General features: G+C 57.3%; 11 protein-coding genes. 5 read left to right on the top strand and 6 right to left on the bottom strand.

What is annotated here, in order from left to right; genetic code table 11:
• Positions 1-58: 58 nt before the first annotated feature.
• Both ACT3RT_RS19285 and ACT3RT_RS19280 read left to right on the top strand, forming a co-directional pair.
• On the top strand, positions 59-277 hold the full coding sequence (locus ACT3RT_RS19285; protein ID WP_353503272.1) for a YgdI/YgdR family lipoprotein: 219 nt from the start codon (positions 59-61) through the stop codon (positions 275-277).
• A gap of 191 nt (positions 278-468) precedes the next feature.
• Complete coding sequence (locus tag ACT3RT_RS19280; protein ID WP_353503273.1) at positions 469-1,509, top strand: NADP(H)-dependent aldo-keto reductase; 1,041 nt, start codon at positions 469-471, stop codon at positions 1,507-1,509.
• A 60-nt stretch (positions 1,510-1,569) separates the two neighbouring features.
• Here the strand turns inward: ACT3RT_RS19280 and lplT are convergent, their stop codons facing one another.
• From lplT to ACT3RT_RS19265, 3 genes are all read right to left on the bottom strand, one after another.
• Positions 1,570-2,778 carry a lysophospholipid transporter LplT gene (gene lplT / locus ACT3RT_RS19275; protein ID WP_496203592.1) on the bottom strand — a complete coding sequence of 403 codons (1,209 nt, stop codon included), beginning with the start codon at positions 2,776-2,778 and terminating at the stop codon, positions 1,570-1,572.
• A complete protein-coding gene (gene aas, locus ACT3RT_RS19270) occupies positions 2,775-4,940 on the bottom strand; it encodes a bifunctional acyl-ACP--phospholipid O-acyltransferase/long-chain-fatty-acid--ACP ligase (RefSeq protein WP_496203591.1) in 2,166 nt (721 codons plus the stop codon). Before aas ends, lplT begins: the two co-directional genes overlap by 4 nt.
• Before the next feature lie 420 nt (positions 4,941-5,360).
• On the bottom strand, positions 5,361-7,622 hold the full coding sequence (locus ACT3RT_RS19265; RefSeq protein WP_496203590.1) for a molybdopterin guanine dinucleotide-containing S/N-oxide reductase: 2,262 nt from the start codon (positions 7,620-7,622) through the stop codon (positions 5,361-5,363).
• Positions 7,623-7,898: 276 nt separating this feature from the next.
• On the opposite strand from ACT3RT_RS19265, the gene galR reads away from it, so the two are divergent.
• Entirely contained in the window at positions 7,899-8,903 is a 1,005-nt protein-coding gene (gene galR, locus ACT3RT_RS19260; RefSeq protein ID WP_353503277.1) for an HTH-type transcriptional regulator GalR, read from the top strand.
• A 3-nt stretch (positions 8,904-8,906) separates the two neighbouring features.
• On the opposite strand, the gene lysA is transcribed toward galR, so the two are convergent.
• Positions 8,907-10,169, bottom strand: coding sequence for a diaminopimelate decarboxylase (gene lysA / locus ACT3RT_RS19255; protein WP_353503278.1), 1,263 nt, complete (start codon positions 10,167-10,169; stop codon positions 8,907-8,909).
• 130 nt (positions 10,170-10,299) lie between these two features.
• Between lysA and ACT3RT_RS19250 the strand changes: the two genes are divergently transcribed.
• Together ACT3RT_RS19250 and ACT3RT_RS19245 are read left to right on the top strand one after the other, a co-directional pair.
• A complete protein-coding gene (locus ACT3RT_RS19250; RefSeq protein WP_353503279.1) occupies positions 10,300-11,235 on the top strand; it encodes a LysR family transcriptional regulator in 936 nt (311 codons plus the stop codon).
• 89 nt (positions 11,236-11,324) lie between these two features.
• Positions 11,325-12,161, top strand: coding sequence for a ChaN family lipoprotein (locus ACT3RT_RS19245; RefSeq protein ID WP_496203589.1), 837 nt, complete (start codon positions 11,325-11,327; stop codon positions 12,159-12,161).
• Between the two features lie 52 nt (positions 12,162-12,213).
• On the opposite strand, the gene ACT3RT_RS19240 is transcribed toward ACT3RT_RS19245, so the two are convergent.
• Both ACT3RT_RS19240 and ACT3RT_RS19235 read right to left on the bottom strand, forming a co-directional pair.
• Positions 12,214-13,377: an MFS transporter gene (locus tag ACT3RT_RS19240; protein ID WP_496203588.1), complete on the bottom strand. Its 1,164-nt coding sequence runs from the start codon at positions 13,375-13,377 to the stop codon at positions 12,214-12,216.
• Between the two features lie 321 nt (positions 13,378-13,698).
• Positions 13,699-14,607: a LysR family transcriptional regulator gene (locus ACT3RT_RS19235; protein WP_485904014.1), complete on the bottom strand. Its 909-nt coding sequence runs from the start codon at positions 14,605-14,607 to the stop codon at positions 13,699-13,701.
• Between the last annotated feature and the right edge of the window lie 127 nt (positions 14,608-14,734).

The raw sequence follows: 14,734 nt of genomic DNA, 5'->3' as shown, positions 1-14,734 counted from the left end.
CCCTTTTGCTAGGCTGTTGACTATCTTTATTTACAGCCCATTACTTAGAGGAATAATCATGAAAAAAGGCTTAATGATAATCAGCGCTGCGCTGATGGTTGTCGGTTTGGCAGGGTGTGCCAGCGATTATGTCATTTCCACCAAAGACGGCAGTATGATCCTGACCGATGGCAAACCTAAGCTGGATAAATCTACCGGCCTGCTGAGCTACACCGATGATCAAGGCAATGAGCGTCAGATCAACAACGATAACGTGAGTCAGGTGATGAAACGCTAATTAACATGAATTGCCAGCGGCCCTTTCCGCTGGCCTTTTAGGCGCTCTTGCCATTTTCTGCCTATCTCCGCTGCCGCACTTCCCCCACTCGCACCGCTTGTATATAGTCAGTTAACACCCGTTTTGTGAAGATAAGTCAGTTGAGGCGCTTTTATCGGCCTGACATTCTCAGAGAGTAAGGAAGACCGGCAATGCAATATCACCGTATACCCCATAGTTCTTTAGAAGTGAGTCTACTGGGACTCGGCACCATGACCTTTGGTGAACAAAACAGCGAAGCCGATGCCCACCAACAACTGGATTACGCCGTGGCGGCGGGTATCAACTTTATTGATACTGCAGAAATGTACCCCGTGCCACCGCGCCCTGAAACTCAGGGGCTGACCGAGTCTTATATTGGTAGCTGGCTGAAAGCGCGCGGCAATCGCGAGAAAATCATTCTCGCCAGCAAAGTGTCCGGGCCTTCACGCAATAACGATAACGCCATTCGCCCGGCACAGATGCTGGATCGCAAGAACATCCGCGCCGCAGTGGATGCCAGCCTGCAACGTTTGAACACCGACTATATCGATTTGTATCAGGTGCACTGGCCGCAGCGCCCAGCGAACTTCTTCGGCAAACTGGGTTATCAGTACAGTGAAGACAGCACTCCTGTCACTATTTTGGAAACGTTAGAAGCGTTAAACGAGCAGGTTCGTGCCGGGAAAATCCGCTATATCGGCGTCTCCAATGAAACACCTTGGGGCGTGATGCGCTATCTGCAATTGGCCGAAAAGCACGACCTGCCGCGCATTGTGTCGATTCAAAACCCGTACAGCCTGCTGAATCGCAGCTTTGAGATTGGTCTGGCGGAAATCAGCCAGCACGAAGGCGTTGAGCTGCTGGCCTATTCCAGCCTGGCGTTCGGCACTCTGAGCGGCAAGTATCTCAACGGCGCTAAGCCTGCCAACGCGCGTAACACGCTGTTTAGCCGCTTTACTCGCTACTCTTCGCCGCAGTCTGAACTGGCGATTGCCGAATACGTCGCGCTGGCTAAGAAGCACAATCTCGACCCGTCACAAATGGCGCTGGCCTTTGTTCGCCAACAGCCATTCGTTGCCAGCACCCTGATTGGCGCCACCACGCTGGAACAGCTGAAGACCAACATCGACAGCCAGAACCTGACGCTGGACCAAGAAGTGCTGAACTCGCTGGAAGAGATCCACAAACGCTTCACCATTCCTGCACCTTAAGTCTGAACGGTGGGCACAAAAAAGGGCGCCGAGGCGCCCTTTTCTTTTATCTGTGACTCATTATGGCGCGCGGCGCTTTTGCGCAATCTGCCACGCCCAGAGCGCGATAATCGCCAGAGCAAAGACGACGCCGAAGCCGACACCAATGGCGAGAACCGGCGCACCGGCCATCACCGCCAGCGAATACAGCCCGAGCATCAGCAGCATCGCGGTATTCTCACCGAGATTCTGCACCGCAATCGCGTTACCTGCGCCGACAGACGCCTTGCCGAGATGCTGCAATAAGGCATTCAGCGGCACCACGAAGAAGCCGCCCAATATCCCCACCAGCACCAACAGAATATACGCATTCAGCATCTTGGTTTGCAGCGTGAACACCACCACCGCCACGCCGATAGCGATACCCGCAGGCAGACAGCGTTTCACCGTTTTTAGCGTGATGAGCTTGGCCGCCGCACCGGCACCGAACACAATACCAATCGCCACCATGGCGTTAAGCAGGGTCGGGGTTTTGTTATCCGTGATGCCCAGCGCCACCGGCACCCACAGCACCAGCAGGAAGCGCAGCGTCACGCCAGCGCCCCAGAACAGGCTGGTACCAACCAGTGAGAATCGCGTTTCGGCGTCATTCCACAGAATACGGCAGGCGCGGAAGAAAGTGCCGGTCATCGCCGCCAAGCGCCATGACTGGCCCGGACGCGCCGCGGCCAGCTTTGGAATGAACCAGTTAGCCACCACGGCTAAGCCGTAAGTCAGCACACAAACGCCCAAGGCGGCCAGCACGTTCCAGTCGGCCAATGCCCCACCCGCCACGGAACCCAGCAGGATAGCGGCGATGGTCGAACCTTCCATCAGGCCGTTAGCTTTTACCAACTGCTCGCCTTCGGTGATTTCGCCCAAAATGCCATATTTGGCGGGTGAATAGGCCGCCGCGCCGATGCCCACCAGGGTGTAACCCAAGAAAGGATTTAGCCCGACGCAGATCACCGCCGCCCCCGCCAATTTGAGGATATTGGCGAACATCATCACCCGGCCTTTGGCAAAACTGTCGGCGAACTGGCCGACAAAAGGCGCGAGAATGATGTAAGTGGCGACGAAAGCCATTTGCAGAATAGGCTGGCTCCAGTCGGGGTAAAGCTGTTGTTTAATCAACGCCAACGCGGCAAACAGCAGCGCGTTATCGCCAAAGGCTGACAAAAACTGGGCGACAATTACCGCGACCATACTGCGCGACATCAGCGGAGATTTGGCGGCTAAAGGCTGATTCATTCTTGGGGCTCCGGTTTTTCTGCCATCTCTCGCAGAGTGACAAAATCTGGTTTACCGCTGCCAAGCAGCGGCAAGGCTTTCACCACGCGAATATCGCGCGGCACGGTAAGTTCCGGCAGCCCAAGTTCGCGGGCGGCTTTGGATAAGGCGTCACGACGTAATTCTGCATCCGTTGTGAACAGCACCAGCGCCTCGCCCTTACTGCTATCGGTGCGCGAGGTCGCCGCATGCTGCCCATCAGGTGACGCCTTCAGCGCCAACTGCTCCACACTTTCCAAAGAGACCATTTCACCGGCCAACTTGGCAAAACGCTTAACGCGGCCCTTGATGGTGCAGAAGCCCTGCTCATCTAACGTGACAATATCGCCGGTGTCATACCAGCCGGGCTGGATCTCGCCCTCGGCGTTCTCGGCCTGCGGTTTTTCCAACACGCCCGGATTTTCTACCCGCAGGTAGCCTTTCATGATATTTGGCCCGCGCAGCTGCAAGCGGCCGCCCTCTTCAATTCCCGGCACCTTGATCAGTCGCGACTCCATGCCCGGCAGAATACGGCCAACAGTTTTAATTTTGGTCGCCATCGGCACGTTAATCGACACCACCGGGGCACACTCGGTCACGCCGTAGCCTTCAAGAATGCGAATGCCGAACTTGTCCTGCCAGATTTGCTTGGTGCCTTCAGACAGCTTCTCAGCCCCCGCCACCACATAGCGCAGGCGCGCAAAGTCATAAGGATGGGCGAAACGGGCATAGTTACCGAGGAAGGTGGAGGTGCCAAACAGCACGGTGCAGTTCTGGTCATAAACCAGCTCCGGCACGATGCGATAATGCAACGGACTTGGGTAGAGGAACACGCGTGCGCCGGTCATCAGCGGCGTTAACAGGCCGACGGTCAGGCCAAAGGCGTGGAACAGCGGCAGTGACGACATAAAACGGTCACGCGGCGTGAAGTCTGCAATGGTGCGGATCTGCTCGACGTTGGCCAGCAGACTGGCGTGGGAGTGCACCACGCCTTTCGGATTGCCCTCGGAGCCGGAGGTGAACAGCACCAGCGCGGCGTCGTCGGGCTTCTGCGGCAGCATGGCCCGGCTTGGGAAAATCAGGTGGAATAAAATCCACAGTTTGTCTTCTTTGGTGACGGTATCTTTTAAGTCTTCGAGATAGACCCATTTCGCCTCAGGCACGTTCTCCGGTAAATGAGTCAACTTGCCCTTTTCCAAAAACTGGCGCGAGGTGATGATGGTTTCAATGTTTGCCGCTTTCATGGCGCTTTTGATGCCCTTCGCGCCAGAGGTGTAGTTGAGCAAAGCAGGAATACGGTTGCGCATCGAGGCGCCGAACAGCGCGGCGGCCATAATGGTCGCGTTGGGCAGAAGCATGCCAACGTGCTCGCCCTCGCGGGTAAAGCGTTGCAGGATGCGGCTTACGCCAAGGGATTTCTTCAGCAACCCCTGATAGCTATCTTCTTTAAACGCGATATCAGCAATGCAGGGTTTTCGGCGGCCGTAGCGAGTTTGAGCTAAAAGCAGCGCCTGATAGAGCGTTTGCGGCTCGCGGGTCGTCATCCGCGCGTCCATCATAATGTCGTGCAGCTTTTGCCCGGCCAGTACGCGGCGGTCGCGGGCGCGCGGGGCTTCAGGCATAGACACCTGCTGCGGCGGTAAAACGTTGATAGTGATTTTTGGGAACCAGCGGATTTTAAAGCTGCCGAACAGGCGGCCAAACGGCGTGTACTCCGCGCCATCAATGCGCACCGGCAGCACCGTGGCCTGCGACTTCGCCGCCACAAAGGCCGCGCCGTCATAAATTTTCATCAATGAGCCGGTCACCGTAATGCGCCCCTCGGGGAATACCACCACCGGGCGACCTTTCTCCACTTCCCGCACCAGCCGTTTGATTGCCATCGGCTTGGTCGGGTCCAGCGGCACGAAGTCCACATACTGCTTCAACCACTGCATATACCAGCTGTCGGTAATATCCGAATAGACCGCAAACACCGGCTTAACGGGCAGAAACAGCACCAGCAGCACGCCATCGATAAATGACACATGGTTGGGTGTTATCAGCAGCTTAGGGTAATTGAAATTGGGGTGAGCCGGGGTCACCGTCACGCGAAACGCCAGGCGGAATACGATACGGAAAAGAGCGAAAAGAAATCGATACATCAGTGCCATCTCCTTATGAGCCATCCCTGAGTCTAAGAAAAAAAAGGTTATAGAAACAGCATACTATAGGAGACGGAGATTTGACGAAGGAAGGGAAGAAGTTTAAGACTTTGCGAGGTGTGCCCATATTACAACCGAATTTTGGCAAAAAAAAACCTACGCATCCGCGTAGGTTGGTGCAAATTTAATCGGTATCAACATACAGTGTACGTTGATGATTCACCAATCAATACCTCTGGGACGTTCAATTTATCCGCTTTGGCCGATCAACAGCCAGCAGCCAATCGCAACATAATCACGCAAAGTGTAACCAGTGGTGAAAAACTGCCTGAGTTTAGCCATTCATGAAACATCAGGCAGTTACCTCATTTTTTGAACATTTATCTCACCATTTCAGTGCAGAAATCCGTCATTTCGACCTCACTTATGCCGCGCTACTTCCACCAGACAGCTCATGGCGTTTGGCCCCTGTGTCAGCCGCGAGGTGCCGATGTCTAAGGTCAGCACGTTGGGGTTTCCCGCCTGCTCCGTCTCCTGCCACGGGCCGCCAAATCCCGGATCGAACCAGGCTCCGGTCGCCATCAGCACCACGCCGCGCGCAATACCTTCATTCAGCTCCACGCCCGCCAGACAGCTGCCCCGCGCGTTGAAAATTTTGACCTGATGACCCTTTTTCAACTGCCTCGCGGCGGCATCGGCGGGGTGCATCAGCAGCGTCTCTTTGCCTGCAGTCTTGTTGCTCTGCGCCAGAGGGGATTGATCCATCTGGCTGTGCAGACGATCTTTAGGCTGAATGGAAATCAGGTGCAGCGGCCAGGTTTTTGCCGTCTCCGACCCCAGCCACTCCACCGGCGGCCGCCATTCAGGATGGCCCGCGAAGTCGTCATAGCCGTAACCGGCGATTTTCTCGGAGAAGAGCTCAATCTTGCCGCTTTGCGTCGCCAGCGGGTTGGCGCGCGGGCTTTTGCGAAATTCTTCGAAAAACACATAATCCTGCTGCGGCATGGGCAGTTCGACCGAGCCGCGCTGCCAAAAGGTGTCGAAATCCGGCCATTGCGCTCCCGTCCCCTGCTGCGCCGCGCCGCACTGCTGGTAAATCTGCCTCAGCCAAGCATTCTCATCGCGCCCCAATGTAAATTGCTCGCGATAGCCCAAGCGCTCAGCCAAATCGGCAAAAATGTCGATGTCATTGCGCGCCTGATGCCGTGGCGCAATCGCCTGATGCATCGCCAGCACGTAGCGATCGCGCGAAGAGCCGCCAATGTCATTACGCTCAAGGGAAGTGGTGGCGGGAAGGACAATATCGGCCATGCGCGCCGCCGCGGTCCAGACGTTGTCCTGCACGATAATGGTATCCGGCCGCTGCCAGCCTTCTACCAGCCGATTCAGCTGCTGGTGATGGTGAAAGGGATTGCCGCCCGCCCAGTGCACCAGATGGATGTCGGGATAATGAGAGGTTTTGCCTTGAAACTCATAAGGCTGGCCCGGATTAAGCAACATGTCGCTGATGCGTGCCACGGGAATAGATAAGCCCGAGGGGTTCGGTCCGGTGCTGACGGCAGGCCCCGGCGTGTCGAAACGCGGGTTGCCTACGCCGTTCATTGAGCCGTGACCAAAGGAGAAACCGCCGCCCGGTAGCCCAACCTGTCCGAGCATCGCCGACAGGGCAATCATCATCCAATAAGGCTGCTCGCCGCGATGGGCGCGCTGCACCGAGTAGGCACAGGTAATGAAACTGCGCACGCCAATCAGCTGTTGCGCCAGTTTGGCGATGCGCGCAGCGGGGATGCCAGTGATCTGGCTGGCCCACTCCGGCGTCTTCTCCACGCCGTCGCTTTTACCCTGTAAATAAGCCGCCAACTGGGGATAACCCACGCAGTGAGAGGCAAGGAAGGCATCATCCTGTGCGCCAACTCTTTGAATTTCAAAAGCCAGTGCGATCATCAGCGCGGCGTCAGTGTTGGGCCGAATAGGGATCCATTCGGCATTCGCGAACTCCGGGCAGTCGTCGCGCATTGGGCTGATATTAACGATCGGCGTGCTTTTCTTCGCCAACTGTTCCAGCGCCGGTTTGAGAGTATGGGCCACCGCCCCGCCCGACGCCACTTGAGCATTTTTCAGCGCTAAGCCGCCAAATGCCAGCAAGATCTCGGCATTATCCACCACGCTCGGCCAAGTCGTCACCCGGCCAGTAAGCGGCGTGAAGGTGCCGATAATGTAAGGCAGGAAGAATTGCGCCGTCCCCCAGCTGTAGTTCCCCTCCTGATCCACCCCGCCGCCGCCGGTAAAGTAGAAGCGCCGCACCAGCGAACGCGCGTGGTGCAAACGCCCCGCCGACGACCAGCCGTAGGAGCCAGTGAAGATCCCCGCCGCGCCATATTTTTCCCGCACCCGGCGGTTCTCTTCCGCCACCAGATCCAGCGCCAGATCCCAATCCACTTCGACAAAGTCCTCCTTGCCCCGCAGCGCCCGGTTGCTGTGCTCACGCTTTTGCAGCCAAGAGCGCCGCACCGCCGGTTTGCGAATGCGTTTGTCGGAATAGACCAGAGGGATGATGGAGTCCAGCATTGGCGAGGGATCGCTGTCTGCGATGTGGGGTTCACAGCGGATCAGGCGTCCATCTTCAACAACGGCGGTGTAAGCCCCCCAGTGGGCCAACTGTGGGAATCGGCGAATAGTCATTAAGGGTTTCTGTCTCGGGAGTAGGAGTTTCAGGGGAAACATGCACTAGTTTGGCGTTCAGTTCAACGCCGAGAACTTTTTTGGGCGGCTGCCCAAGCCCGCCTTAAGGTCAAGACCGTGGGCTCGCCGCCCACGGTCTTGACCTTGAAGTTGAATTTGCCCCGTCAACCTTTGACCCAGATCACATGCTTACCATCCCATGGCCTTGCGGCCCGAGTCATTTTCCGTAAAACTGATAGTGTAAGCGTTTACCCTCACACAAATTTTGGACGTGTAATGGCTACCATCAAAGATGTTGCAAGACTGGCGGGTGTTTCCGTCGCCACGGTTTCTCGCGTAATAAATCATTCGCCAAAGGCGAGTGACAGCTCGCGGGAGGCGGTGCTTAGCGCCATGCAACATTTGCAATATCATCCGAATGCCAATGCACGCGCCCTCGCACAGCAGTCTACGGAAACCCTTGGTCTGATCGTGGCCGATGTTTCTGACCCCTTCTTTGGCGCGATGGTGAAAGCCGTCGAGCAGGTGGCTTACGCCACCGGCAACTTCCTGCTGATTGGTAACGGTTACCATAATGTGGATAAAGAGCGTCAGGCGATTGAGCAACTGATTCGCCATCGCTGCGCGGCATTGGTGGTTCACGCCAAGATGCTGCCGGACGACGAGCTGCAAAGCTTAATGAAACAGATCCCCGGCATGGTGCTGATTAATCGAACTCTGGCAGGTTTCGAGCAGCGCTGCGTGGCGCTCGACGACCGCTACGGGGCATGGCTGGCGACCCGCCATCTGATTCAAAGCGGCCATCAGCGGATTGCGATTTTATGCTCCAACCACGGAATTTCGGACGCCAGCGATCGCCTACAGGGCTATCTGGACGCGCTGCAAGAACACAATATTCCGGTGGACGACAAACTGATTGCCTACGCCGAGCCGGACGAGATTGGCGGCGAGCAGGCGATGGCGGACTTACTGGGGCTGGGGCGCAGCTTCACGGCGGTGACTTGCTACAATGACTCGATGGCGGCAGGGGCGCTGTCGGTGCTGAGCGACAACAGCATTGATGTGCCGACCGATATTTCACTGGTCGGCTTCGATGACGTGCTGATTTCCCGCTACCTGCGCCCGCGTTTAACCACGGTGAGATATCCGGTAGTGGCGATGGCCAATCAGGCGGCGCAGCTGGCATTAGCCTTAGCGAACAACCAGCCGCTGCCGGAAACCACCCACATGTTTAGCCCGACGCTGGTGCGCCGTCATTCCGTCACCAGCCCGGCGAGCTAAGCCTTAAATCAGCTCCAGCGCCAGCAGTTCCTCAATGGTCTGGCGGCGGCGGATCAGGCGCGGTACGCCATTTTCAAACAACACTTCTGGTAACAGCGGGCGGCTGTTGTAGTTGGAAGACATGGACGCGCCGTAAGCGCCAGTGTCGTGGAACACCAAATAATCGCCAATTTCCACCTGTGGCAGCGCGAAGGTTTCTACCCCACCCCCCGCCTGCTGGGTGAACACGTCGCCGGATTCACACAGCGGACCGGCGATCACTGAGTCAATCAGTGGCGCATTGCTGATGTCGCGGCCATCGGCGGGCAGCAGGGAAATATGGTGGTAGCTGCCGTACATCGCCGGGCGCATTAAATCGTTGAAACCGGCATCGCACAGCACGAAGTGGCGGCTGCCCATATTTTTGGCGGCACGCACCTGCGCCACCAGCACGCCGGATTCGGCCACCAGGAAGCGGCCCGGCTCAATTTCCAGATGAACGGCATGGCCCAGATGTGCAGCAATCTGCTCGCGGGCGCGGTTCCATAAGCCGTAATAATGCTCGGTATTGATGGCTTCTTCGCCGAAACGGTAAGGAATCGACAGGCCGCCACCGGCAGAAATGGCGTCAATATCATGCCCGGTTTCAATCACCTGACGCACCATGGCGTCGCACACTTGCTCCAGATGGCCGTAGTCCACGCCGGAGCCAATGTGCATATGAATGCCCACCAGCTTCAGGTCATAACGTTGAATCTCCGCCAGCGCCTGCGGCAAATCGCCGAACCAGATACCGTGTTTACTGTTCTCGCCGCCGGTGTTGGTTTTCTGGCTATGGCCGTGACCAAAGCCCGGGTTAACGCGCAGCCAAACCGGGTGCCCGGCTTTCTGGCGGCCAATCTGCCCCAGCATATCAATAGAACCGGCGTTAACCGGAATATCCAGCTCGGTGACGCGGTCTAGCGTCGGCTGGTCCAGCACATCGGCGGTAAAGACAATTTCGCTGGCTTCGCGGCCCGGCTTAAAACCGGCCAGCAGCGCGCGCTCGATTTCCCCCAGAGAAACTGAGTCAACTTTCACGCCCTGCTCGCGCATCAGGCGCAGAATATGGATATTGGAGCACGCCTTCTGAGCAAAACGGATCACGTCGAACTGGCGCAGCTGGCTGATACGCTGAGTGATGATCTCGGCATCATAAGCCCATACCGGGCAGCCAAATTGTTGGGTCAGTGCCAGTAAATTAGCGGCGTTCAGAGCAGTAGAAGTGTCGTTTAAGGCGCGTGGCATACAAGATCCTGAAGTCTGAAGAAGCGAAAGTTAACCTGAGTATCCCGCACTCAGCGACTGCTTAAAAATATCTATTTCGCACCATTCTATTCATTTATGATATGGATATTCCTCTCCCACGGAGAAGCCAATGCCCGCCATTTCCCTGCGCCATATCGAAATTTTCCACGCCGTGATGACCACCGGCAATTTGACCGAGGCCGCCGCGCTGCTCAACACCTCGCAGCCGACGGTGAGCCGAGAATTGGCACGCTGCGAAAAGCTGCTCAATCTCCAACTTTTCGAACGGTTGCGCGGCCGCCTCTACCCGACGGTGCAGGGGCTGCGGCTGTTTGAGGAGGTTCAGCGTTCCTATTACGGGCTGGATCGTATCGTCAGCGCGGCGGAGGGCATTCGCCAGTTCGAGCAGGCGCAGCTCTCCATTGCCTGCCTGCCGGTGTTCAGCCAGTCGCTGCTGCCCGCCGTGTGTAAGCCTTTTCTGGATCGCTACCCTGACGTCAGTTTCAACATCGTGCCGCAGGAGTCGCCGCTGCTGGAAGAATGGCTTTCCGCGCAGCGCCACGACCTTGGGTTGACGGAGAATACCCATACGCCCGCGGGCACCGAGCGCCAGCCTTTGCTGACCTTAAACGAAGTGTGCGTGCTGCCCGCCGACCACCCGCTGGCGGCGAAAAAGCGACTGACGCCGCAGGATTTCGCCGGGCAGAACTTCATCAGCCTGTCGGCGACTGACAGCTACCGCCAGCTGCTGGACGCGCTGTTTGGCGAGCATCAGGTGGCGCGCCGTCTGGTGCTGGAAACCCACAGCGCCGCCTCGGTGTGCAGCATGGTGCGCGAAGGGGTTGGGGTATCGATAGTCAACCCACTCACCGCGCTGGACTATGTGGAGCGTGGCAACAGCGGCATGGTGATCAGAGCGTTCAGCCTGCCGGTGCCCTTCACCGTCAGCCTGATCCGTCCGCTGCACCGCCCCGCCTCGGCGCTGGTTTCAACCTTTATCGAGCACTGTCATCAGCAGGCCCTGCGTTTTCCTCAGCGTTTACAGGCGGTAATGGCGCATGAATAAGGCGCAACCTTGACTTGTAAATGATAATCATTATCCATAACATGCTGGCAACTTGTGATTTACCCGGTTATGGGATGATGAGGATCGTCATGAAAAAGTTACTGTTTTTAGCCACCTTGCTGCTGGTCGCCTGCGCCCAGCACCCGGTGTCGCCCAATTTGGCCTCCAGCAGCATTAAAGACCTGCATACCGGGGAAACCCTCACGCCGCAGCAGCTGTTGGCGCGACTGGCGAAACACCCACGGGTGATTGTCGGCGAGAAGCACGACAACCCGGCGCATCACCAGATTGAAGCCTGGCTGGTGGAAAACCTGCCCGACCAGCGCCCGCAGGGCAGCGTGCTGATGGAGATGCTAACGCCGAGCCAGCAACCCGCCGTCGAGAGCACCAAGCGGCTGTTGCAAACCCAGCCGGACCTGTCGGCGACGAAGGTAGCGGAACTGCTTAAATGGCAGAAAGGCTGGGATTGGTCGATGTACGGCCAAGTGGTAATGCCAGCAATCAAAGCCCCTTATCCGCTGCTGGCGGCGAATCTGGATCGCAGCGAAATCATGGCTTTCTACCAGAAACCGGCCTTCCCGGCGGGAGCCAACAGTGCGGACCCTAAAGTTAGAGAGGCCATCGCCGACACCATTCGCGTTTCGCATCAGCAGAATATCGAGCCGAAGCAGCTTCACGCCATGTTGGCAATCCAGCAACAGCGCGACCGCCGCATGGCTGAACGGCTGCTAGCCGCGCCAACGCCGGCTTTGCTGATCGTCGGTGGCTATCATGCCAAACGTAATGTCGGGGTGCCGGTGCATCTTCGCGATTTACAGCCTAAGGCGCAGGTGACGGTAGTCATGCTGGCGGAACAGGGGGCGGAAGTGGATAACCAGCAGGCGGATTATGTGTGGATAACCCCGGCGGCGGGTAAAAAGCAATAATAATAAGAAGAAAGAAGCCGCCCCCGGCCAGAGCCAGAGGGCGGTGAATGTCTTAAGCCAGCGCTTTTTCAGCTTTCTTCGCCGCGCGGCGGAAAGTGATAATACAGAGCACAAAGCCAACCAGCCCCAACGCCCCGGCCGCCAGCGGAACCGCCGTCAGACCCAGGCCACGAGCGATAACCGCGCCGCCTACCCAGGCCCCCAAGGCATTACCGACGTTAAAGGCGGCGATGTTGAGAGTCGACACCAGATTCGGCGCATTCTTGCCATAAGTCACCACGTTAATTTGCAGCGCAGGCACGGCGACAAAGCTGACCATCGCCCAGAAGAACAGCGTCACTTCCGCCGCCAGCAGGTTCACGCTGGTCCAGCTAAACAGTGCCGAGAAGATGGCAATCAGCAAGAAGATCAGGGTCAGCGTAGCGCCTAAACGCCAGTCAGCCAGACGTCCGCCAAGCACGTTACCGATAGTCAGCCCCAGGCCGATCAGCAGCAGAGTCCAGCTCACGCCGTGCTCGGACACGCCGGTGATTTCCGTCAGCATCGGCGCAATATAGGTGAACAGGGCAAACATCGCGGCGGAGAAGAACACGGTGATCGACAGCGACAGCCACAGGCCCAAACCACGCAGCGCGCCCATCTCTTTGCGCAGGTCCGTCGGCTCTTCGTCTTTGGTGTCCGGCAGTTTTTTATAGAGTGCAAATAGCGACGCCACGCCGATAATTGCCACCGCCCAGAAGGTAGAACGCCAGCCGAGCGCCTGGCCCAGCGCGGTACCTAAAGGTACGCCCAGCACGTTCGCCAGCGTCAGGCCGGTAAACATCAGGGCCACGGCAGACGCGCGGCGGTTCGGCGCCACCAAATTGGCCGCCACCACGGCACCAATGCCGAAGAAGGCGCCGTGACACAGCGCCGTGATAACCCGCGCCAGCATGAGGAAGCCGTAGCTGTAAGAGAGCGCACACATCAGGTTGCCGAAGATGAAGATAGTCATCAGCAGCAACAGCGTTTTTTTACGCGGCAGTTTGGCGGTCAGCACGGCCATGATAGGCGCGCCGATGGCCACGCCCAGCGCGTAGCCACTGATAAGCCAACCCGCCAGCGGAATACTCACCTGTAAATCATTGGCCACATTGGGCAACAGCCCCATGATGACAAACTCAGTCGTGCCGATCGCAAATGCGCTCAGCGCCAGTGCCAGTAACGAAACAGGCATAGGAAACTCCCCATTAATTAATTATTTACCCAACGAACACCACTAAAGCGGGCTGACTCGTGCAGTCAGTCCGCGAAAAGTAAGCAAGAGATCAAGATATCAGGATGGTGAAACGGGCCGCTAAAACCCGTCGCAAAGTACATTGCTGCGTTAATTCATTTGTTAGCGCAATGTTGTATCTTGCCAACAGAAATACCACGCAGATCACACTTTTGACCAGTTAGCGGCCGAATCAACGGCACAAATTGTTAGGGAATAAGTGATAACTCACTGATAAATAATCAGTTAGAAGATGTGTGCAAATATTTCGAAAAATGGAGTTTAGGCCCCGGCCATGACCCAGCGAGGATTTCCGGCAAACCATGCCACCAGAAAATCCAGCAAGGCGCGCAATGCGGCTGGCATTTGGCGGCGCGACGCATAGATGGCGTAAATCCCCAAGGTTTGCGGTTGCCATTGCGGCAGCAGCGCCACCAACTGCCCGCTGGAAATTAGCGGCGCGGCGGAGTAGTAGGGTTGCATCACAATCCCTGCCCCCTCTACTGCCCCGCTCAGCAATACCTGCGACTCGTTGGCGCTAAGATTGCCACTCACCGGTATCGCCAGCTTTTCGCCTTGGCGCTCCAACTGCCACAGGCTTTTGCCGAAATAGCTGTAGGTCAGGCAGTTATGCAGCGCCAAATCCTCCGGCTTTTGCGGGGTGCCGTGGGCCGCCAGATAGGCAGGAGAGGCGCAGATCACCGAGGCACACTCGGCCAGCGGCCGGGCAATCAGGTTCGGATCGAGATCATTGGTAATGCGCAGCGCCAGATCGATTCGATCTTCCACCAGATTGATCGCCTTACTCTCCAGTTGCAGATCAATACTCACCTGCGGGTGTAGCCGCAAGAACTCGGTCACGGCGATCGCCACCGCCCCCTGCCCGAAGGACTGAGAGCAGCTCAGGCGCAGCAGGCCGCGCAGCGCGTCATCTTCGCTCTCCCCCGCGCAGGCCATTTCAGCCGCCACCGACAGCATTTTCCGGCAGCGCGCCAGCGTGTTCTCCCCGGCATCGGTCAGGCTGAGTTTGCGCGTGGTGCGGTGCAGCAGGCGCGCGCCGGACCACTTCTCCATTTCAGATAAATAGCGCGTGACCATCGCACGGGACATATCCAGCGATTCGGCGGCGCTGACCATGCTTCCCCGTTCAACAATGGCGACAAAGACTTCGGCTGCGGTGATCCTGTCCATATTATTCATCCGATTTATGCAATAAACAGTTGCGCATTATCCGGTTTTTCTCTCGATTTATGCAACGTAAAGTAGCGGCATTAACCCACATTATTTGGCGACAACGCCCAACCTCCGAGGACACATT

The organism is Ewingella sp. AOP9-I1-14, assembly GCF_052375995.1.
Lineage (GTDB): Bacteria > Pseudomonadota > Gammaproteobacteria > Enterobacterales > Enterobacteriaceae > Ewingella > Ewingella allii.
This window is presented reverse-complemented; position numbering and strand designations above follow the sequence as displayed.